The 19,202-nt window shown below is 64.7% G+C and carries 14 protein-coding genes; 6 read left to right on the top strand and 8 right to left on the bottom strand.

The window, feature by feature from the left end; translation table 11 throughout:
- Window positions 1–688 (bottom strand): transposase (locus L3X40_RS17745; RefSeq protein WP_237366789.1); only part of this gene is annotated, 688 nt, incomplete at its 3' end.
- A gap of 93 nt (window positions 689–781) precedes the next feature.
- Between L3X40_RS17745 and L3X40_RS17740 the strand changes: the two genes are divergently transcribed.
- From L3X40_RS17740 to L3X40_RS17715, 6 genes are all read left to right on the top strand, one after another.
- Window positions 782–1,777, top strand: a complete 996-nt coding sequence (locus tag L3X40_RS17740) for a site-specific integrase (RefSeq protein ID WP_237366788.1) — start codon at window positions 782–784, stop codon at window positions 1,775–1,777.
- A gap of 144 nt (window positions 1,778–1,921) precedes the next feature.
- Complete coding sequence (locus tag L3X40_RS17735) at window positions 1,922–2,227, top strand: type II toxin-antitoxin system RelE/ParE family toxin (protein WP_237366787.1); 306 nt, start codon at window positions 1,922–1,924, stop codon at window positions 2,225–2,227.
- Between the two features lie 8 nt (window positions 2,228–2,235).
- Entirely contained in the window at window positions 2,236–2,619 is a 384-nt protein-coding gene (locus L3X40_RS17730; protein ID WP_237366786.1) for a helix-turn-helix domain-containing protein, read from the top strand.
- 476 nt (window positions 2,620–3,095) lie between these two features.
- Window positions 3,096–3,512: a mobile mystery protein A gene (locus L3X40_RS17725; protein WP_237366785.1), complete on the top strand. Its 417-nt coding sequence runs from the start codon at window positions 3,096–3,098 to the stop codon at window positions 3,510–3,512.
- Window positions 3,509–4,096: a mobile mystery protein B gene (locus L3X40_RS17720; RefSeq protein WP_237366784.1), complete on the top strand. Its 588-nt coding sequence runs from the start codon at window positions 3,509–3,511 to the stop codon at window positions 4,094–4,096. The genes L3X40_RS17725 and L3X40_RS17720 overlap by 4 nt, the downstream gene beginning before the upstream one ends.
- The gene (locus tag L3X40_RS17715; protein ID WP_237366783.1) at window positions 4,096–5,856 is read left to right on the top strand and encodes an HsdM family class I SAM-dependent methyltransferase; all 1,761 of its coding nucleotides are present in this window, start codon (window positions 4,096–4,098) and stop codon (window positions 5,854–5,856) included. The genes L3X40_RS17720 and L3X40_RS17715 overlap by 1 nt, the downstream gene beginning before the upstream one ends.
- Here the strand turns inward: L3X40_RS17715 and L3X40_RS17710 are convergent.
- The 7 genes from L3X40_RS17710 to L3X40_RS17680 all read right to left on the bottom strand — a co-directional run bounded on the left by L3X40_RS17710 (window position 5,838) and on the right by L3X40_RS17680 (window position 19,057).
- A complete protein-coding gene (locus L3X40_RS17710; RefSeq protein ID WP_237366782.1) occupies window positions 5,838–8,057 on the bottom strand; it encodes a hypothetical protein in 2,220 nt (739 codons plus the stop codon). The genes L3X40_RS17715 and L3X40_RS17710 overlap by 19 nt on opposite strands.
- Window positions 8,054–12,712 carry a helicase-related protein gene (locus L3X40_RS17705; RefSeq protein WP_237366781.1) on the bottom strand — a complete coding sequence of 1,553 codons (4,659 nt, stop codon included), beginning with the start codon at window positions 12,710–12,712 and terminating at the stop codon, window positions 8,054–8,056. Before L3X40_RS17705 ends, L3X40_RS17710 begins: the two co-directional genes overlap by 4 nt.
- The gene (locus L3X40_RS17700; RefSeq protein WP_237366780.1) at window positions 12,702–15,644 is read right to left on the bottom strand and encodes a hypothetical protein; all 2,943 of its coding nucleotides are present in this window, start codon (window positions 15,642–15,644) and stop codon (window positions 12,702–12,704) included. The genes L3X40_RS17705 and L3X40_RS17700 overlap by 11 nt, the downstream gene beginning before the upstream one ends.
- Window positions 15,645–15,657: 13 nt before the next feature.
- Window positions 15,658–16,800 (bottom strand): SAVED domain-containing protein, encoded by a 1,143-nt coding sequence (locus tag L3X40_RS17695; protein ID WP_237366779.1) that lies wholly within the window; start codon window positions 16,798–16,800, stop codon window positions 15,658–15,660.
- On the bottom strand, window positions 16,800–17,255 hold the full coding sequence (locus L3X40_RS17690) for a hypothetical protein (RefSeq protein ID WP_237366778.1): 456 nt from the start codon (window positions 17,253–17,255) through the stop codon (window positions 16,800–16,802). The genes L3X40_RS17695 and L3X40_RS17690 overlap by 1 nt, the downstream gene beginning before the upstream one ends.
- Window positions 17,252–18,439 (bottom strand): nucleotidyltransferase domain-containing protein, encoded by a 1,188-nt coding sequence (locus L3X40_RS17685; RefSeq protein ID WP_237366777.1) that lies wholly within the window; start codon window positions 18,437–18,439, stop codon window positions 17,252–17,254. Before L3X40_RS17685 ends, L3X40_RS17690 begins: the two co-directional genes overlap by 4 nt.
- Window positions 18,440–18,541: 102 nt before the next feature.
- On the bottom strand, window positions 18,542–19,057 hold the full coding sequence (locus tag L3X40_RS17680) for a hypothetical protein (protein ID WP_237366776.1): 516 nt from the start codon (window positions 19,055–19,057) through the stop codon (window positions 18,542–18,544).
- Window positions 19,058–19,202: the final 145 nt, after the last annotated feature.

Here is a 19,202-nt window from a genome sequence, read left to right as displayed (position 1 = left end):
GCTGCGGCATCGACCGAAAGGCGTACAGGGTCTGGCGCTTGAGCGACTTGATCCTCGGCGCATAGGCGATTTCGAGGAAATGGGTCGCGCCGAAAACCGCTTCGGAGTAGCCGTGGGTGTCGGTCGAATGGATGTCGGATTTAACGACGTCGTTGTGCATGAGCCCGTCGATGACGTAGGCGCTTTCGCGCTCAGCGGCGCTGAAGACCGTGGAATACCAGAGGAAACTGCGGCTATCGACGAAGGTGTAGGCGCTGATGCCCTGGCCTTTGCCGAAATATTTGTAGGATCGATTGGCCTCCAGTGAGTCCGCCGTCACCTCGAATTTCTGGCCGTCGCTGGCGGTGTGGGTCTGGCCGCTCCGTCGGCGATAGACCTCGGGGAGGTCCAGGCCGTCCATGACGGCGACGATCCGGTCGTTGGCGGCCACGATGTTCTCGTGGGAGAAGTGCCAGTCCGCCGCGTGCTCCAGGGCGTCCTCTTTGATGTCGCCGGAGATCCGGCCCATTTTGCGCAGGCCGATTCCGCAGCCCATGCCGACCACGCCGGCGAAGAGCACCGCGCGCTGAACCGGCCGGGCGTATTGGCGCCGAAGATGGGTCAGACTCTCGGAAAAGCCCGTCGCGTCGTCGATCGTTCCGAGGATTTCGGTGAGCGGCACGAAGTGTCGCTGGGGGAAATACCGCATCGTGCTCCCCTCCCCATGTGGGTTTATGTCCGAGAAGTGTGATTCTCGGACAGTGGATTGCTGCGCGGAGGGGGGTAAGATATGGGTCGTGCGATGACCGAGGAAGAGGATCCGTCGCGGCTCTTGCCGGTGGTGTCCGCGCAGGCCGCGCTGCCCGACATCCTCCACGCGCAGATCAAGCGCGCCGCCGACTATGCCAAGGCGTCGCGGGCGCCGTCGACCCGAAGGGCCTATGAAGCCGACTGGAAGATCTTCACCGCCTGGTGCGATCGCCATGGCATCGACCCGCTGCCGGCAAGCCCCGATGCGGTCGCCGTGTTCGCCAGCGCCGACGCCGACGCCGGCACCAACCCGCGCACGATCGGCAAGCGCATCTCGGCGATCGCCTATTACCACCGCCAGGCGGGCCACGCCCCGCCGAACACCGTGCCCGGATCGGGCCGGCTGCTCGAGGTGCTCGCCGGCATCCGCGCCACCCACGGCAAGCCCAAGGTCCGCAAGCGCGCCGCCGACGCCGCGGCGTTGCGGCACATGCTGGATACGATCAAAGGCGATGGTCTGCGCGCGGTCCGCGACCGCGCGATCCTCGCGATCGGCATGTCGGCCGCGCTGCGCCGATCCGAACTCGTCGCGTTCGATGTGCCCGATGTCGGGCTCGTCGACAAAGGCATCGAGCTCATGATCGCCAAGTCGAAGACCGACCAGACCCGCGAGGGCGCCGTCGTCGCCATCCCCGAGGGCAAGCGCATCCGGCCGAAGGCGCTGTTGCTCGCCTGGATGGCCGCAGCCGGTCATGCCGAAGGCCCCCTCTTCCGCCGGCTGTCGCGCCGCGATGAGCTCACAGATGCTCGCATGTCCGACCGCGCCATCGCGCGCCTGGTCCAGCGGTGCGCCGCGGCCGCGGGCTATGATCCGGCGCACTATGCCGGCCACTCGCTGCGCGCCGGCTTCCTGACCGAAGCGGCCGCCAACCGGGCGAGCATCTTCAAGATGCAGGACGTCAGCCGCCACAAGTCGGTGCAGGTGCTCTCGGACTATGTCCGCAGCGCCGAGCTGTTCGACGATCACGCCGGCGCGCAGTTTCTGTAGCACCGACTATCTTCTCGTCGCCCGCTGGCCTAGCCAGCTCGCAAGGCAAATATGGCGTTGACAACATATGTCGTGTAAGCCATATATGCCGTGATGGCTTGGACGGTAGACCTGCACCCCCGGTTTCGCGTCGAGCTTGACGAATTGGCGGAAGAAGTCGTCGATGAGCTGGTGGCCATGACCGAGTTGCTCAAGCAGTTTGGCCCCCAGCTGCGCCGCCCGCATTGCGACACGTTGACCGGGTCGCGGCATGCCAACATGAAAGAGCTGCGATTTGAAGCAGCTGATGGGGTTTGGCGGGTGGCGTTTGCATTCGATCCGGACCGCCAGGCCATATTACTGACGGGAGGGGACAAGTCAGGGGTGAAGCAGAAGCGCTTCTATCGGCAACTCATCGACAAGGCCGATGCGCGTTTCGACGAACATTTAGCAGCTCTTGCGGGCAAGTGAGGCCAACCATGGCGAATGACTATAAAACCGTTCCCATCGATGACATTTTCAACAGCATGTCGCCGGAGCGGCAGGCACGCGTCAAGGCGCGCGCGAGCGCCCTGGTCGCTGAAGAGCTGACTCTTCGCGATCTTCGCAAAGCGCGAAACCTCACGCAGAAGGCGATCGCGCGTAAGTTGAAGATGGGTCAGGACGGCGTGTCTCGCGTCGAGCAGCGCACCGATATGCACCTGTCCACCCTGCGTGGTTACATCGAAGCGATGGGCGGGCATCTCAATCTGGTCGCGGAGTTTCCCGATCGTCCGCCGGTCACGATCAAGGAGATTGGTGATCTGGAAGCGGAGTCCGAAGCGCCACGACGTCGCCGAACCAAGGCTGAAGCCCACGCTTAGCAAGCAACGCCTCGCGCATGCGGATGAGAGGGCTCCTGTCCGACCCGTTCGCTATCAAGCTGGGGCGCAATTCCTATAAGACGTCCTATCCGACCGACGGCCGAGAAGCTCGAGATCGAGCGCGCTGCGGTCACCGACGAGTTCCTCCAAATCTACGCCGCGGCACACCGGACGGAGGATGCCCTCGGGCTCGAGCTGCCCGGAGCGCCGGCCATTTCACGCTGCAGGTCATCCTCTCAGAAAGGCCATACCCGCGCCGTTACAGCCAATCCCGAGTTCGTCGTGCCGACTGCAGGGATCCGTGGAGTTGCGTGCACTGATAAAGCTTTGGCTTTAAGAGTCGCACAATCCGAACAAGATGTACCTTGATTTTATTAGCCTAAAAATCAGTCTACGACTTGACTTATCGATACGAATAATAAAGTTGTGGCCTAATGAAACCCGCGATTCGCACCCGAGCCCGAGAGAGGCTCGATATGAAATTAGCTGCAATCAAGCCGGCGGACAGGTTTGTTATGCCCCCTAAAGGCTGGGTACGGGCAATCCGTGACGCAATCGGCATGACCGGAGGGCAGCTCGGCCGCCGTCTGGGCATGACCGCTCAGGCTGTGGTGAGCCTTGAGCGCTCAGAGGCGAGCGGCAAGATCCAGCTCAATACACTGCGCCGCGCCGCCGAGGCGATGGATTGCGTACTGGTTTATGCGCTAGTGCCCAATACTAGCCTGACTGAGATGGTTGATCGGCGGGCACGCGAACTTGCCCTGCGCGCACTACGGCGCGTCTCCCATTCAATGGCGCTCGAAGACCAGCAGGTTGATCGCGATCTGGAGAAGCGAATTCAAACCTATATCGACACGGCATTGCGCGACCGGGACCTCTGGGAATCAGTGTGACGGATCTGTTCGCGCAGCCTGACGATGCGACACCCCTCGACGCCGAAGAGCGCGAGGGGCTGCTGCAGACGTGGATCACGACTCGCGCCGATCTCAACGAAGCGGAGCAGGCCAACATCGACGAGGCTGTGGCCTGGACCGAACGCCGTCGCGATGTCGAACTTTTGACTGAAGGCTTTGTGTTTGAACTACACAGGCGGATGTTCGGGGACGTCTGGTCGTGGGCCGGTTCGACCCGGAAGACGGGCAAGAATATCGGGATCGATCCCGTGCAGATCCACGTCCAGCTCGGCGGCCTTTTGCGAGACGCGCGCTATTGGATAGATCATGGGTCCTTCCCGCCGGACGAGATCGCGGTCCGGTTGCATCATGGGCTGGTCGCGATCCATCCCTTTCCCAACGGCAACGGCCGGCACGCCCGGCTGATGGCGGATTTGATCATCGTCCAGCTCGGCGGCGCGCCCTTCAGCTGGGGTGGCGGGACGCTGCGCGACATCGGTACGTTGCGCGCCGAATATATCGCCGCGCTGCGCGCGGCCGACCAGCACGACTTCGCGCCGCTGCTGGCATTTGCGAGAAGCTGATGGCGACCGCTCCTCTCCCGGCAGGCGACGCCAGCTTCCGTCAGTTGCTGAGCTTCGTGCGCCTCCATTCCAAGGCGATCCTCGAGCGGTTCGCGCCGGACGACTTCTGTCTCGCGCTCATCGACGAGAAAGACGGCGCCGGCCTTGTGGCGGAGGCGCGGGCGTTGGCCGCCCCGCTCGATGCCGATGTGCAGGATTATGCGATCGCGAGCGCCTATGCTCGGCTGATCGGCGACACCAGACGCAAAGCGCTCTCGGCCTATTTCACGCCGCCGGGGCTGGCATCTGCGACTTTGGCCGCAATCGGTGAATTGGTCGATCTCACCGCGCCATTGCGTATCCTCGATCCGGCGTGTGGCGGCGGCTCCTTCCTCGTACCGACGGCGCGGCTACTGATCGAGCGCCGGATCGCGAAAGGCCAAGCGCCGGGCAAGGCCTGCGCCGCCGTGATCGGTCAACTAAGGGGCGTGGAGATCGATCCGGGCCTCGCCCGCATCTCGGCCGCCTTGCTGAAGCGGATGATTCGGCGCGAATGGGAACAGGAGGTCGACACTGGCAATCTGGTGCTGTGCGCCAATGCGCTGACCGCGGAGCTGCCGGCGACCTTCGATGTGGCGATCGGCAATCCACCCTACAGCAAGGTGTGGAGAGCGGGCGCCGAGGAGGCCAAGGCTTTGGCCGGGCGTGCGGACCTCGGCGGGCACACCAATCTCTACGCGCTTTTCGTGATCCGAGCGCTGGATTGGCTGAAGTCCGGTGGCGCTTTCGCCTTCGTGTTGCCGACAAGCTTCGTCGCCGGTCCCTATTTTGCCGGACTGCGCGAGGAAATTCTCGATCGCGCCGATGTCATCCGGATCGATCTCCACCAGCAGCGCGAGGATCTGTTTCTCGACGCGACGCAGGATGTCTGCCTCCTCGTGCTGCGGCGTCATCGCGAAAATGCCCTGGCAGAGTCCAAGCCCTATGCACTTGGGGTGATCGACGCGGCCGGCGGCCGCATGGCGCTTGGGACCGCCGACACGCCGGGCGGCGGCGAGCCTTGGACGCTGCCGGTCCCACGCGCCGGGGGCGGTGGAGATCATCAGCAGCTCGTCGGGACCAAGGCGGCGTCAACCATCGCCGACTATGGGTATCAGATGCGGGTCGGCAAAGTTGTGCCAACGCGCGAAGGCAAGCGCCTCCATGCTGACCCAGGGCCCGGGCGCTTGCCGGTGCTCTGGGCGTCGGATGTGCGACCGGATGGCAGTTTCGTCTTCCAGGGCGGCACCCGCACCGCGACGGCGGCGTGGTATGAACCGCACGATCTCGCGGCGGTCCGCTATGCGAGTTTTGGCCGTTCGGTACTCGTCCAGCGTACGAGCAACCGCGACCAGCAGCGCCGCCTCAACGCCGCCGCAGTCAGCCAAGCCTTCGCAGACGCGCATGCCATGCATGGCTATGTTGCAGAGAACCACGTGATCGTGCTGGAGCCGATCGCCAACAAGGTCGCGGTCTCCCCGGACCTGCTGGCGGCCCTGCTCAACACCGCGATCATCAACCAGCGCTTCTCGGCGGTATCAGGCAGTTTCAGCGTGTCGGCACGCCTCCTTGCGCGCCTCGCGCTGCCGTCGGCGGACACGTTGCCGGCGACCGCCGAGGCTCTCGATAGCAAGCTCGGGCCATTGCTCGCGGCGCTCGACGGCATTCTCGTGCCGAAGGCGGGCAAGGCCGATACCGCGGAGATTGAGGAGCCGACCGAAGCTCAGGCGGTGTCGGCCTGAGGCTGCGCAAGATCGCGCACCACTTGGAAATAGCCGGTAAGCGGAGTCTGATCGAGATCCCAGATCGGCGCGCGGCCGCCGACGAGCGAGGCGCGCGATAGGAGCTGGTTGCCGGCGATGCACGAGCTCTCCGGGATCATGATGCAGGCGGGACAGGCACCGCCGCGGTGATCGCACAAGGTCCCGGAGCCGCAGCGGAGTTCGCGGCGCGAGACAAGATAGTCGAGAAAGGCGGCATTGTGGTCGCGCCACATCGAGGAGATGTTGCCAAGATCCTCGGTCATGCCGCGGCGGTGGACGAGGAAGGCGAGGTCGGCAGGATAGATCGCCTCGCTCATCGAGCCGAGATCGAGCCCCGAGAAGCGCGCGATGCCATGCATTACGTGATGCGACAGGCTGTGCAGCAGCAGAAACACGCTTGATGCGATGTCACGGCGCCGCACCCGGCTCGCCTCGTCGCGCACGGCGAAATCGCGCAGGAACAACCCAAAATCATCATAGCTCTCGATCAGCTCACCGCCGATCGTCTTGGGCGAAGGCGGCATCTGCGGCATGACGCCGTTGCGGCGCAGGAACGCCCCGACCGCAGCGGCGTCGAGCCGGAAATAAAGCGCCTCATTCTGTTGCTCGATCACATAGATCGGGCGCTTGTTGTTCTGGAGGCGCGGGAAGCCCATCAGGCGAACCGGCATCGGCCGGTCCTTCTGGACCGTCTCGGGGGTCGCCGCCACGCGGGTATAGCCGAACGAGAATTCGACCATGTCGAGGTCGCGGATGAGCCGGGCATCCTCGATACCGGCGCGAGCAAGCTCGGCGGCGACGCGCTGCTCATAGCTCGCTTGGCGGGCGGGATCGCCGAATTCGCGGGCGAGATCGGCATGCGCATGGCGCAAATTGGCGGACTGGCCGGTGGGCTCGAGCTTGCGGCGGCGCAGTGCATCATGCTCGATGGTGCTGCGCATCGGATCGAACCGCCGGGCATATTGGCGATCATGCCGATCGATCACCTGCTGGCGTAGGGCCGGGCTCGCCTGGGATTCGGGAACGACGTCGCCGACATCATACCAGCCCTGAAGCATGTCGCGGGCCATGTCGCCAAGCGATTGGGCCGTGCCCGCATCACCGCTGGCCTCAGCTTCGACGGCTTGGCGCAGGACGCGCTCATAGACCGGATACATCGCGTCGCGTCCCTTGGCGGCGAGCTGCGCGCGGATCTGATCGGGGGTCGGATCGGCGCCGCCAAATCCGTGTAGCGCGGCAAGCTTGGCGGTCAATTCCGGCTGGCGGTTGGGGCCGAGGATCGTAACGATCTCGGCGTCATTGTCATAGACGATGAACCGGGCCGCCTGGACGTAGAAGACCGGTGAAGCGCGATAGGAGACCGGGTTCATATGGATCTCGGCCTTGGTATGCGCCGTACCGGCCTCGATCCGCGGTTTGAGCAATCCCAGAGTGAAGGGGTCGTTCTGGTAGAGTTCGCGCTCGCCCTGGCAGCCGGTACATTTGAAGCGCCAGCGCGAGAATTGATTGCCCCGCTTGATGAGGCGGAAGGTTTCGTTGCCGCATTGGCAGCGCGGAATTTTGCGCAACTGCCCATCGGCGCCGAGCGAGTAGCGATAGGGCGAAAGGCCTTCGAGCCCACCCGACCAGTGCGCATAGACGACGTCGAGCTGGCGCCAACGGCATTCTCCACCCTCCTGCGCGCGGCAGGCGGTCGGCAACGGGTCCGCCATCTGGTGTGCGGGTGAGCTATATTCGCGGACGATCTCGCAATGATCGCAGCGATAGACCAGCGGCCCCGGCACATAACCGATGCGGTCGGGGCGAAAGAAGTCGAACCGATCGCTGGCGATCGAGACGGTGGGAACGCCGGTGCGCGATTCGCTGTAGAAGCATCCGTCGAGAAGCTGGACTCCGTAGACCGGCACCGGTCGGTTGATGTTGAGTCCGCGCTGAAGCCAGCTTTCGCAATATTCGGTCATTGTCTCGAAAATCTGCTCGCGACGCGTCGAGTTGTTCGAGAAATCGATCGTGGGCGCGCCTTCGACAGGCGCTGCGATACAAGCACCCTTGCCGCCTTCCCAGGTGAACATCGCGCCCGGCGCATAGACGGTGGCCAGCTGTGGCTGCGACCGATTCATGCGCGGCGGCTGAGGTGGCGGCGGCAGGCTGCCGTGCTCATAGCTGCGGGTGTCGCTCATCGCGGATCCTCCGTATCGATCAGGTTCGGCTCCGCATCGACATCGGAACGAATGGCCCGGCTCTGCCCGCGAATGATGCGCATCACCTGCCGGACGGTTTCGAGATTGACGCGGCGCTCGCGCCACGGATCGCGGGTCGCCGCCTGGATCACGCCGCCGGCATCGACGTCGCGCAGCGAGGTCATCGGCTTACGGATCGTTTCCGACTGCTTGACCGTCCAGAAGTTGGCAAGCGTCGCGGGGTCGAAGCGGTGGGTGAAGAGCTCAAGGATGATGCTGACCTGGCGCTCGACGAAATCGCGATAGTGGTCGGCGTGCGGCGAGGCGCCGATTGCGCCCGGCTCGCGGCCCTCAAGGCCGATCGCGTCCAATGCGAAATCAGCGACCGCACCGACGGCGCCACCGCCGGCGCGGCTAGCGCTCATGCGATCGGCCCAGGTCTTGACCGCTGAGGCCGTGCGGAAGCCCTGTGCGCTGTCCTTGGCGTTGTCGGGCGCGGCCTGGAAGGCTTCCTGCTCGACGACACCGCAGAGATAGGCCTGCAGCAGGCTCGGGATGATCCGGCGGATGGCGCGATCCGCCCAGCGCTGCACCGCCGGCGGCGGAATCATCCGTTCCAGGAAGCGATGGAACTGGTCGTGCGTCTCCACCACGTACCGGTCGCGGCGACTGTGCGGGGTCGGAATCAGTATCGAAAAGCCGACATGGGTGCGACCGACGCGGCTCGATGCCTGGATATATTCGGCGATGTCGGCGGGCAGTCCGGCGAAGAACATCGCGTTGAACTTGTCGACGTCGACGCCGTGGCTGATCGCGGAGGTCGCGACGATGTTGCGCAGACTCTCCCCCAGTGCTGGAAAGTCGGAGCCCGGTCGTCCCGGCCCTTCGGCGCGCTCCATCACCTCCTGGATCTCGGCGATCGTCACGCCGCCGGAAATCAGCGCGGTGACGAAGGGCTGGTCGGCGATTCCGGCGGCGCGCTGATCGCGCTCAACCTGGGCGCCGAGCGTCTCGATGATCTGATCGCCGCCCTTCTTGTTGGTGACATAGGTCAGCGAGATGCGCTGCAGGTCGAGAAGCGTCGCCAGCACGTTAGGTTGGTCTACGAGTGCGCGAAGTGCTGCCGTCCGAAAGCCGCTCAGTGGATTGTTGGGCGACAGGGCCCCGATCAAGCGGTTCACCGCACCATGCGCGTCCCCTGCCTCCAGCGCCTGCCAGATCCGGGTGAACGCCAGATGATAGGCCGAGACCACGGCGGAGGTCGTCATGGTATGCAGGCGACCATTGGTCATCACCGACACATAGACGCGCATGCGCGGCGTCGCGCCCTCGGCCCGGTCGCGCGGCGCCAATGTCTCGCGATAGGCGATCCGTTCTGGGCGGAGCGGCTCGCGCGGCGTCGAGTAGAAGCTTTCGTAGAGGCTCGGACCCGGACAGGGGAAGCGCAGCGGTTCGCGCTGGTAGAGCACGCGCAGCTGCCGATCGGGATCGGAGATCGTCGCGGTTGCGGCGATCACTTTGGCAAGCCGCGTCATACTCGCGCCACCCGCAGGGGTCCATTGCGCCACGCTGGGCGAGAGCCTGGTCGCGCCCAAGCGGCGGAGCAGTTGCTCGAAGATCGTCTCGAACAGCCCCGAGAAAGTGCCGAGGCTCTCGTCGAGGAGATGGCCCTCGTCCTGGATGACGAGACTGGGAAACGGATCGAGAAAAATCGGCTCGCCCTGCGCAAAGGCAGGCGCCAGCCGAGTCCAGCCGGCGTGCTCCGCATCCTCGAGCTGGCTGCGCGATCGCGGCATGAACAGATGGCCGCTTTGTGGATCGCGATAGCGCGCCGCCCCGAACATGCCGGCAAGCGCATTGATCGTGCGGTCGTGCTGACCGATAAGCGCGAGCTTGTCGATCGTGCCGAGCACCACCGACGGCGCCCGCTGATAGATCGTGTCGTCGGTCAGTAGGAACGGCAGCGGCACACGTAAAAGTCGCGCCGGATTGGCGAGATTCCAGGCGCAGGTCGCATCGTTGAAGCAGACGATGCCGACCCGGCCGTGCTGAAGCGGATAGCGTCGCATGCCGGTCGGCTGACCGCAGGCCGGACAGCTGCGCAGCTTGTCATAGGAGTCGAGCGCCTCACGATAGCGGTAGGAGCGGCGGCAGGCGGCGGCGTTCGATCCGGCCGGGGGCTGCAGCAGCGCCGCGTCATCGGCGGGACCGTTGCCAATCGTCGGCACGCCGCCGAAGCCTTGCGCGACGCGGTTAGGCGTGTTGCCCGACCCCACCCAGAATCCGATTTCGAACGGCCAGCTGCCGATACCGCAGTCGAGACGAACCAGCTCGGCGCAGACCAGGATCCGCATCAGCCGGCGCGCCTGTTGGAGAGTGAGCAGGCGCAGAGGATAGCGCACGAGCGCGGTAACGCCGCGGTCCTTGCCACGCAGGCGATCGAGGAAGAGGTTGAAGATGAGCAGACCGAAAAAGGCCTCGGACTTGCCGCCGCCGGTCGGAAAATAGAGTAGGCTCGCCGACAGTTCGTCGCGAAACGGATCGAAGCGATCGGCATAGGCCGGCATACGGCTCGCCAGTGTCGGGATGTGAGCGAGGATGAAGGCGAGCTGGAAGAGCCGCCAATCGGTGTAGCGCGCGCCACCGTAGGCGGCGAAGGTCGTGTTGGTATGCAGCCAAGCCTGCCAAGGGGCAGCCCGCGCTGCCAGATCAGGATCGGTCGCACCGACTTCGAGCGCCTGCGCGGCGGCACGGGCATCTATCAGGAGCAAGATTCCTGCGCGGATGTAGCCGCTTTCCCGGACATAGGCCTCGATGTCGCGGCCGTGCTGCGCACGCTCTCGTTCGGCGAGCTCCGCATCAAGTCCGGCACCTGCATCGAGACCGCGTTGGTGGTCGATCCAGCGATCATAGGCGTCGGGCAGCGCCAGGAGCTGCGCGATGTCGATGCCAGGATCGCTCAGTGCCGCATAGCTGGTTGGAACCCCCGGGATGTCCCGTGGATCGATGCGCGGCTGCGCGTAGCGCGGCGCCCAGGAGGTGCGCAGGCTGACCTGTCCGTCCGAACGGACCAGCGGCTCGACGCCGCAGTTCAGGCCCATGGCCGGATAATCGAGCCAGTCGCGGAAGCGATAGGATGGCTGTACGCGATCGAGCCGCAACGGCCGATGCGCCCCGGGCGCCATGTTCGCGGTCAACGCGACCTGGAAGATCGCATGCTCGACCGACATCGCGCGCCTCGTGGGGGGATCGCTCGCCGCGTTTTCGATCGCGAGGCGACAGTTCACGCGAGCGGGATCGACAAAGTCGGGATCGATGTCGGCGACGAGCGTGACGCCACCAAGCTGCGGGCGGATCTCGTCGATGGCGGCGGGATGCCGCGCACGCATCGCATCAAGATAGGCGTTCCAGCTTGCTTCGTCGGCAAAGTGGCTCGGCAGCACATGCTCGCCCGGTCGATAGGCTTCGCGCTGCCCTTCTTCGCTGGCGAGCCAGGGGATCAGCACCGCGTCGACTGCGCCCGCCACGACGGCACCAAAGCCGCGTGTGGCCGCGTCGCGAGCGTCAGCATCGGCAATGTCGAGCAGAACCGGCGCGACCGGCAGGGCGAACCGCCGCCATTTTTGCGGGATCGGCTGCGGCGCGGCATGCCGGTCTTCGAGCCGGCCGATTTCGGGGCGCAGCGGCCCGAGACTCCCGGTGGCCGGCGGCGGCCCATCATCGTCAGCCTGCTCGTCCCCGCCTTCGGGACCAACCGGCGGCACTTCCGCATCGTCGAGCGCTGCCGCGCCATCGAGCGCCGCCGCGTCGCTCGTCTCAGGGTCTTCGAGGTCGCCCGGCGTAATCGGCCGGCTGCCGTCGGCGGTCATGATCTGGATGCCCAGCTCGCGGAATGCCCGCTCGTAAGCGGCACGCCGGATCGCCGAGACCGACTCCTGCCGGCGTTGCTGAGAGGCGCGGCGTTGCACCTGCCGCGCCGCCAGCGCGGCGGCATCACGCTCGGCACGGTCGGCAGCTTGCGCCGCGGCCTGCGCCGTCCCGCGGGCGTCGGCATCACCGCCGGCTGCCTCGTCGGCGGCGACATCGGCGCGTTCCCGCGCCGTATCGGCCGCGGCGGTCGCGTCGCCGCTGCGTTCGTCCGGATCGACGTCTACGACGGGTTCAAGCTCGGCGAGTGCCGCGTTGACATAAGTCTGGGCAAGCGCGTCTACCTGCTGCCGGGCTGGACGCGAAAGCTGCACCTGCGGCATCATGTCGTGGCGGGGGTCGCTGATCTCGGTCCAGCTGGGCAACACCCGCACATAGATCGCAAGCTCGGGCACAACCTCGATCGCCCCGGTTGCTTCGGCAGCAAGCTGAAGATCCATGCCGATGGTCGCGATTCGGATATCGCTGGTCTCATCGTCGCCGTCCTGATTGAAGCGCGGCCGAAGAAACCCGCTGACCAGCTGCGCCGACGGCTTTGCCGCGTAAAGCACCGCACCTTCGGGTCCTGCCCCACTACAGTGGTTGAGCGCCAGGCCGAGCAGGCCATCGACCAACCCTTCCTTCGCTTCGGTCAGGTCAACCCCTTCGGTCTCGCGCAGCGTGCGCTCAAACCGGTCGAGGTCAGCGATCGAAAGGCCGCAAGCGAGATCGGCACGGCTATCTGTCATGACTGTTCCTCTGGTCGCGTTGCGGGTCTTCACGCCCAATCACCGTGTCGAGATGGTCCAGCGCTTGGATCCTCAGCAGCGCGACCGCTTCGCGCAGTTCAGGCGGCAGCCCTGACGCGGCGCCATGGGGATCAACGAGCACCGAGATAAACGCCTGCGCCATGCGGTGCCCGGCGCGACGCCGGTCGCCGCGAAGCTGCTCGATGCCTTCGATCCACATCCGCGGCACCCAGGCCCCCGGAATACCGAGGAGCCCCGCGAAAGCCTCGAAGTCGCTCCGGTCTCCCGGCGCATGCGGGCGGACAAGTGCACTCGGCTGGGTGAGATACAGCTCGGCGCGCAGCCAATCCTGAACCGCGGCTTCGGTGGTCACGTTGACCAGCTGCGGTCTCAGCGCCTGAAAGACGGTCCGCGCCTTGGCAGCCAGCGTCGACCCGGCAATTCCCGGCAGCGCCGCGACGACCGCGTGGTGATAGGTCTTCACCCATTCCTGCGCGAGCACCTGGATCGGCAGCACGCGCCTGGCGGCGTCGACGAAGGCGCGATCGGGCACGACAATGGTGTCGCCGGGCCGCAGGTCGCGCGCGGTTTCGCGGTCGAACGGGTTGATCGGTGCGTCGCAGCGATGGCGGATCACTGGCGAGCCTGGGCGTGCTCGCAGAACGCGACCGCTTTGCAAGGTGACGAGCACGGCCTCGCCATCGGGCACGTCACCGTCGGTCAGATCGACCACCGGATCCGGCACATCGAGTACGGGACGAGCCTCCAGCTCGAGATCGATCGTTGCGACCGCACGGGCCTGCGCTTCGCGTTTGGCCGCGGCGGCGACCGCCCGCAATCGCTCGCCAATCGGCTGGTCGCCGCGCAGATCGGCGTGGCCCGCCAAGCCCTGATAGCTCGCGGCGACCCGAACCGCGAACTTGCGGTCACACAGGATCACGAGCTGCTCGGGCAACCATTCGCGGATCATCAGTTGATCCAGAAAGCCTAGCCGCGGCGCCACCAGGATCAGCCGCTTCCAGCTGTTGCGCTCGGCCCCCGCGTCGATCTTAGCCAATATTGCTTCAAGCCCAGCAGCATGCGTGATCTTGACCTGCCCCTTGGCCATCCGCGGTGCGAGCACGCCAAGGACTTCGCGATTGCCGGCGAAACGCGCCTGCGCCAGCCGCTGTTCGGTCTCGTCGGCGAACACGACGATGCTGAACGAGGAGGATCGTTTCATGCTGAGTGCCAGCGCGGCCAAGGCTGAGCCGATCGGCGTGTCGTCGGCGATCGCCGTATAGGCTGCGCGCACCGCGGTGTCGGCGGCGTCAAGCCGCCGCCGATCCGCTGCGCTGATTTCGCTGTCGAGCGCGCGTTTGATGCTCAGTAGCACGTTGCTTTCGGCGCGTGATTCGAGAAAAGCCTCGGCCGCGCCTTCGCCCTCCAGGTCGCGCAACGCCTCGTAAGCCGGTCCTATGCCCCAAGGGAGCGACGCGGCGCGCCGAAGATTGGCGGCGCTGCGCCGAAGGGCGCCGGCGATATTGGCATCGGAACAGCCGCTGGCGGCAGCCGAAAGCGCATCGAGCGCGGTAACGATCGGTCCGGAGGTCGACTGAAATTCGGCCGTGATCGGCGTGGCGTTCGTAATGGGTGGATCGGGGAGGCAGAGATCCGACGTCCGCCGGAGAAGCACCGGCGCCGCAATGCTCGTGCGCTCAGCGGTTCGGGCCGTTTTCGACTTCCTGAGCAAAGTCTGGAAGCGACGCTGGACATAAGCGTCTTGCGTCACCGCAACGATCGGAAGCGTCGGCCAATCGGTCAGCAGCCGCTCGAGGAATCTTGCAATAGCGTCTTCCCAGCCGAAGCCGAGCCGACGCAGTGCCGGGAAACACAGATCGACCAGGCAGATATCGGGCGGCCGTCCGCCCTGCTCGGTATCGAGGGACGGATGGGCGAAGGCTGTTCGAAGATCGGCGCGCGGCGTGATGCCGAAAAGAGCGAACGGTGCCCGCGCGGGGTCGGTCAGGGTCGCGCGATGATCGGTCAGTCGGTCGATGGCTGCGCCGTGTCGGACACGGCCGAAAAGGTCGTGGATCACCGCCGTGAACGGCACCACCGCGGCTTCGCCACCGTCCGCCGTAAATATCGGGAACACCTCCGCCAGGGTCGGATGGGCAAGGTGCGGATACGTACCGTCGCGCAGTGACAGGCGGCTGAGATGACCGAAGGTTTCATGCAGGTAACCGAGCGCCTGCGAGTGCTCGGGCTCCTGCACCAGGCGGCGGGTGAGATGGGGGGCATTAGGACCGAGGATGCAAGCGCGATCGACCAGCCATCCACGCTGATCGCGTCCGGCGCCACCGCGCCAGGGGAAGAACAGCGTCCGGAAGTCGGGAATTGCAGGAGACCAGCGGTGTCCACCCTGTACCTGAGGCGATGCGCTACCGAGCGCCGCAAGCATGGCGAGCGGGTGGAGGATTGCCATGTCACGCTGGCCCATCGGCCACTGTAGGACGATGGACGATTGTTTCCCCACCAATCCTTGCAGGAAGGTCTCGACAAGTGACAGCATCGGGCGATTGGGGACGCCCTTTTCGCCGAGGACCAAATCGAAGCGCTGAACGCGCAAGCCGGCCGCAAAAGACAGTGCACGGGGAATGTCGATCGCATCGAAACGCCGATGATGGGTGTCGGCTTCGGCCGCCACATCGGCAGCGCGCTGGTTGCGCGCCTTGATCTGTTCGACAAGCCGAAGGCGCTTGGCGCCGCTTCCAGCGCGCGCCTCCTGCAACTTATCGAAGCTGTCTGCCCCCCATTTCTTCACGCGCTTGACCGCTTCCTTGCCGAATCGCCCCCAAAGACGATCTTGCCACAACGCAGCGATTGTCCGGTAATTCGGATCATTCGAAAGCGACACTGCCGGCTGTTCATAGCCGCCCAGACGAAGCACGACACGACGGAACTCATTCCCTGCCCTCTATCGTCAGGGCCTTTTCGAAACCGCCAGCGCGCCGGTTCTGATCATAGACGACGAGCGGGAGATCAGCTTTCGGCATCCACGCGCGGCCGGTTTCGATCGCTGCTGAAATTGGCAAAGCCGGGAACAGATGGATTTGCCGGCTTTCGCCATGCGCAGCTTTGATGGCGTCGAACATTCGCCGCAGCGCTCGGGCATAGCTCACAAGGTCGTCGCGCCGCCGCATGATGTCATTATGTGGGCGCTCCACTGCGATCCGCCAAATCGCGGCGTCATGGCCAAGGACGGCCTGGACCCGTTGATCCGAAACGGTCGCACTCAGCGCTAGGACCAGCGCCACAGGTCCGGTGGCAGCCGTGGGATATTGTTCGCTAAGCGTGAGCGGGGGTGCATCCTCCGCCCATGCCCAGCCCTTGGGTTCGCGGTAGAGTTGCCGAATGTCCGCCGGCGTGATGTCGCCGAGCAGACGGCCAAGTTCGATCAGCAGTGGCTGTGGCGCAAGCGCGAATACCGAGAGGTGGCGGATCTCACGGGCCTGTATCCGTTCCTGGATCTTCGCCGCATATTGCCGCCGCAAATTCTCGCGATGGAAGTTCCAATAGCCAGGCTCGTGATCCTCCAAGGCGCAGCCGAGCATCTCGAGATCAAGGGTGTGCCGGCCCTGCGCGGGGTATCGGTCCGGCAGCATGGCAGCGCTGATATGCTCGTAGGCGACCGGAGATTCGTGATGTCCAATGTTGGCAGCGTACCGCACCACATGCGAGGCGCGATCCGACTGAATGTCGGCAGCGATGGTAATGCGGCGCTCGTGCTCAGCCTTGATCGCCAGCAGACGGGGCTCGGGAAAGTCGTCGACTGCGTCGACATCGATGGTCTTATGGTGGACCGCGCACATGAGCATCAGGTTCGCGGGCGCATCGCACAATGCCGGAGACCGTACCGGGTCGCCGCGCGGGCCGCCTGGAATATCAGCGACGATATGGGCGATGAAACCAAAGTTTCGGTCTTCCTGACCGGCGATCAGATCACCGGTCAGATCCTTGTTGCACCCGGGAAACATGCAGCGCCCGGCCGCACGCGCCCAGATGACGGCACGCGAGCGCGGCGAGATGCCCTTGGCGCGTGCCATCAGCGGCGCCCCGGGCGGCGGCGGCGCGATCGCGGATGATCTGGATGTTCGCCACCGCCTTTCCACGCGTTCGAGGTCAGCCACTCCTCGAAATAGAACAGCCAGATCGCGATCCACGGCACGATCGTTTCATCGAGCCGCATCCAGTCCCGCCATTCGAATGCGCGCGGAAGATAAAGGCAGAGGCGGGTCGGCTTTTGCGAATAGACATGCGGCAATGTGCGGTCGCCGGCGAGCAGGGTGAGATCAGGGTCTTCGACGAACACATCGGGCACCTGGCCCTGATGATAGTCGATGCGCACTCCATATTCGCGACTGAGCGGCGTCGGCCGCAGCGCGAACCGCCAAGCCAGACCCCCCGCATGCAGCGTTCCGTCACCCGGACAGAGCGGATTGCGCTGAAGATGCAGGAATTGCTGGGCGGCGGTGAGCAGCCGCGGCTCAACCGGGATCACGGCACCAGCGCTCCGAAAAAGGTATTGGCACGAACCGGGGTCGCGCTCGTGGCGACGCTGAGACCGACGGCGGGGGCAAGCCCGAGCAACCCGGAGCGGCGGGCAGACGAGACTTCGTCGGTCATGCGCCCGAAGACCTTGTCGACGGGCGCCTGCCCAAAGGAATCGCGCAGATTCTTGTTGAGCCGGTCCATGCCCTCGACTGCGCTGAGAGCGTCGAGGTCAGCGGAGAGGCGCCGATGCCAGGTGAAGAAGGCTTCGGCGCGGCGCGGATCGCCGTTCCACTTCTCCGCGAAATTCTCACCTTCGGTGGTGTCGTTCCAGATGAACCATTGCCTACGTCCAGCAACCAGCCGCTCCTCGATGAAGCTAGGCATGTGCCGAATTACGTCACAGGCGAGATCGAGCTCCGAGTCATAGACGTTGCGGCTGACGCAATATTCATAGGCCCAAGCCGCCAGCGTCGTGACGATCACCGAGATCGGCGCCAAACAGGCTTCCTGGCCCAAGAAGTGGATGTCGCGATGACGCTTGGCGATCTGGACGATGCGCCGAAGAATCCCCTTGAAGCCAGTCGCCTGCGGATAGGGTTCGACATTGGCGCCGGGGCGCGCGGAGTCGAACTGAAGCTTGCGCAGCCGGAGCTGCGGCTTGATGGCCGCGCGCCTTTCGAACGCCTCCCGATAACCCTTCGGGTTGGACGCCTTCCAGCAGCGCATGGCCTTGTCCGGAACCAATTCGCCGCCATTCCCACACGCCGGATTCGGAATGGCCGGTGTGATGTCCATGTGGAACTCGTTGGCGTAGACAAGCCGCCAGCAACGCGGCATCTCCTCGAGCAGCGGCGCATAGTGGCCATTCTCGCGGAGACGGTCGCCTATCGCCTTCTTGAGCTCGGCCGGCTCGATCGATGCGTATGACGGACGGTGGGCGACCAGATCCACGTCATGTTCGTTGCTGCCGATCGGCTTGACCGTCGTACCCACCGCAGTTGAGCCCTGAAGGTAGATGAACAGACCACGGAGAAGAGAATTACCGCTCTCGGCGAGCCAGTTCCCTGCGGCCTCGTAGCGGCGCTGGGCCAGTTCGCGCTGGGACGGACTGATTTCCAGCCCGGCCATCATCTCGTCGAGAACGGTGACGATCCGGCTCTTGCGGTCGAAGCCAGTCTGATCAAGCAACATGGTCAATCTCCTCGCGTGGTGAAACACAGAAGCGACGGCGCCACACGGAGCCAGCAAATTCTCGTTCAGTGAATCCGCTTAACGACTCGCATGAAAAAGTGGTCATGCGATCCTCCGGTAAGAATACTCGACGCCGCCGGTGTCGGCCGCGGATTCAGTGCGCAGTAGAAAGCCCTGTTCCCAAAGCTGCTTGAACTTACTGCTCGCATTCGCGATCGACATGTTCTCGACTGTCTCCGCGAACTCGCTTGCGCGTGAGGTGGTCTTGGACAGGGCAAACTGCAGCGCCGCCTGGTTGCCGGCGCTGGGAGTCGGTCCAAGCACGCGCGGCAGATCCTTCGTCCACAGCATCAGCGGCTGCGCCTTGCGCTCGGCCGCTGCGTCCCAGTTCTCGATCATATCCTCATCGTGAAGATCGGTCAGGCAGAAGCCCTTCGAGCCGCGATAACGCCGCGCGAGTTCAACGATCGTCTCGGAGGCAAACGATATGTCCACGCGTTTCACGCCCTCCATCGACGCTCGAAAGATCGGTGTCCCCGCATTGGCCTCCACGTAAGCGAGGAGACGCTGATATACTTCACGTCCGTCCGCGCGGCCCCAGCCTTCCGGACCATTCATGAAATCACGCAGCCTAATGAGTTTTCCCCTCGCCAAATCTCGTTAAGCAGATTCATTTAATCAGAACGGTGTTGATTGTCGCTGAGAAGTGACCCGGTATTTTCATCGAGAAGTGACCCGGCTGGTTTATGTCCCGCGTTGCGGG

The organism is Rhizorhapis sp. SPR117, from assembly GCF_021742065.1.
This window is presented reverse-complemented; position numbering and strand designations above follow the sequence as displayed.

What these genes read in the sequence shown, in the direction of transcription:
- L3X40_RS17710 (WP_237366782.1), bottom strand. Translation starts at nt 8,057, where the DNA reads ATGAGCGACACCCGCAGCTATGAGCACGGCAGCCTGCCGCCGCCACCT.
- L3X40_RS17725 (WP_237366785.1), top strand. Translation starts at nt 3,096, where the DNA reads ATGAAATTAGCTGCAATCAAGCCGGCGGACAGGTTTGTTATGCCCCCT.
- L3X40_RS17740 (WP_237366788.1), top strand. Translation starts at nt 782, where the DNA reads ATGACCGAGGAAGAGGATCCGTCGCGGCTCTTGCCGGTGGTGTCCGCG.
- L3X40_RS17705 (WP_237366781.1), bottom strand. Translation starts at nt 12,712, where the DNA reads ATGACAGATAGCCGTGCCGATCTCGCTTGCGGCCTTTCGATCGCTGAC.
- L3X40_RS17695 (WP_237366779.1), bottom strand. Translation starts at nt 16,800, where the DNA reads ATGGCACGCGCCAAGGGCATCTCGCCGCGCTCGCGTGCCGTCATCTGG.
- L3X40_RS17680 (WP_237366776.1), bottom strand. Translation starts at nt 19,057, where the DNA reads ATGAATGGTCCGGAAGGCTGGGGCCGCGCGGACGGACGTGAAGTATAT.
- L3X40_RS17685 (WP_237366777.1), bottom strand. Translation starts at nt 18,439, where the DNA reads ATGTTGCTTGATCAGACTGGCTTCGACCGCAAGAGCCGGATCGTCACC.
- L3X40_RS17730 (WP_237366786.1), top strand. Translation starts at nt 2,236, where the DNA reads ATGGCGAATGACTATAAAACCGTTCCCATCGATGACATTTTCAACAGC.
- L3X40_RS17715 (WP_237366783.1), top strand. Translation starts at nt 4,096, where the DNA reads ATGGCGACCGCTCCTCTCCCGGCAGGCGACGCCAGCTTCCGTCAGTTG.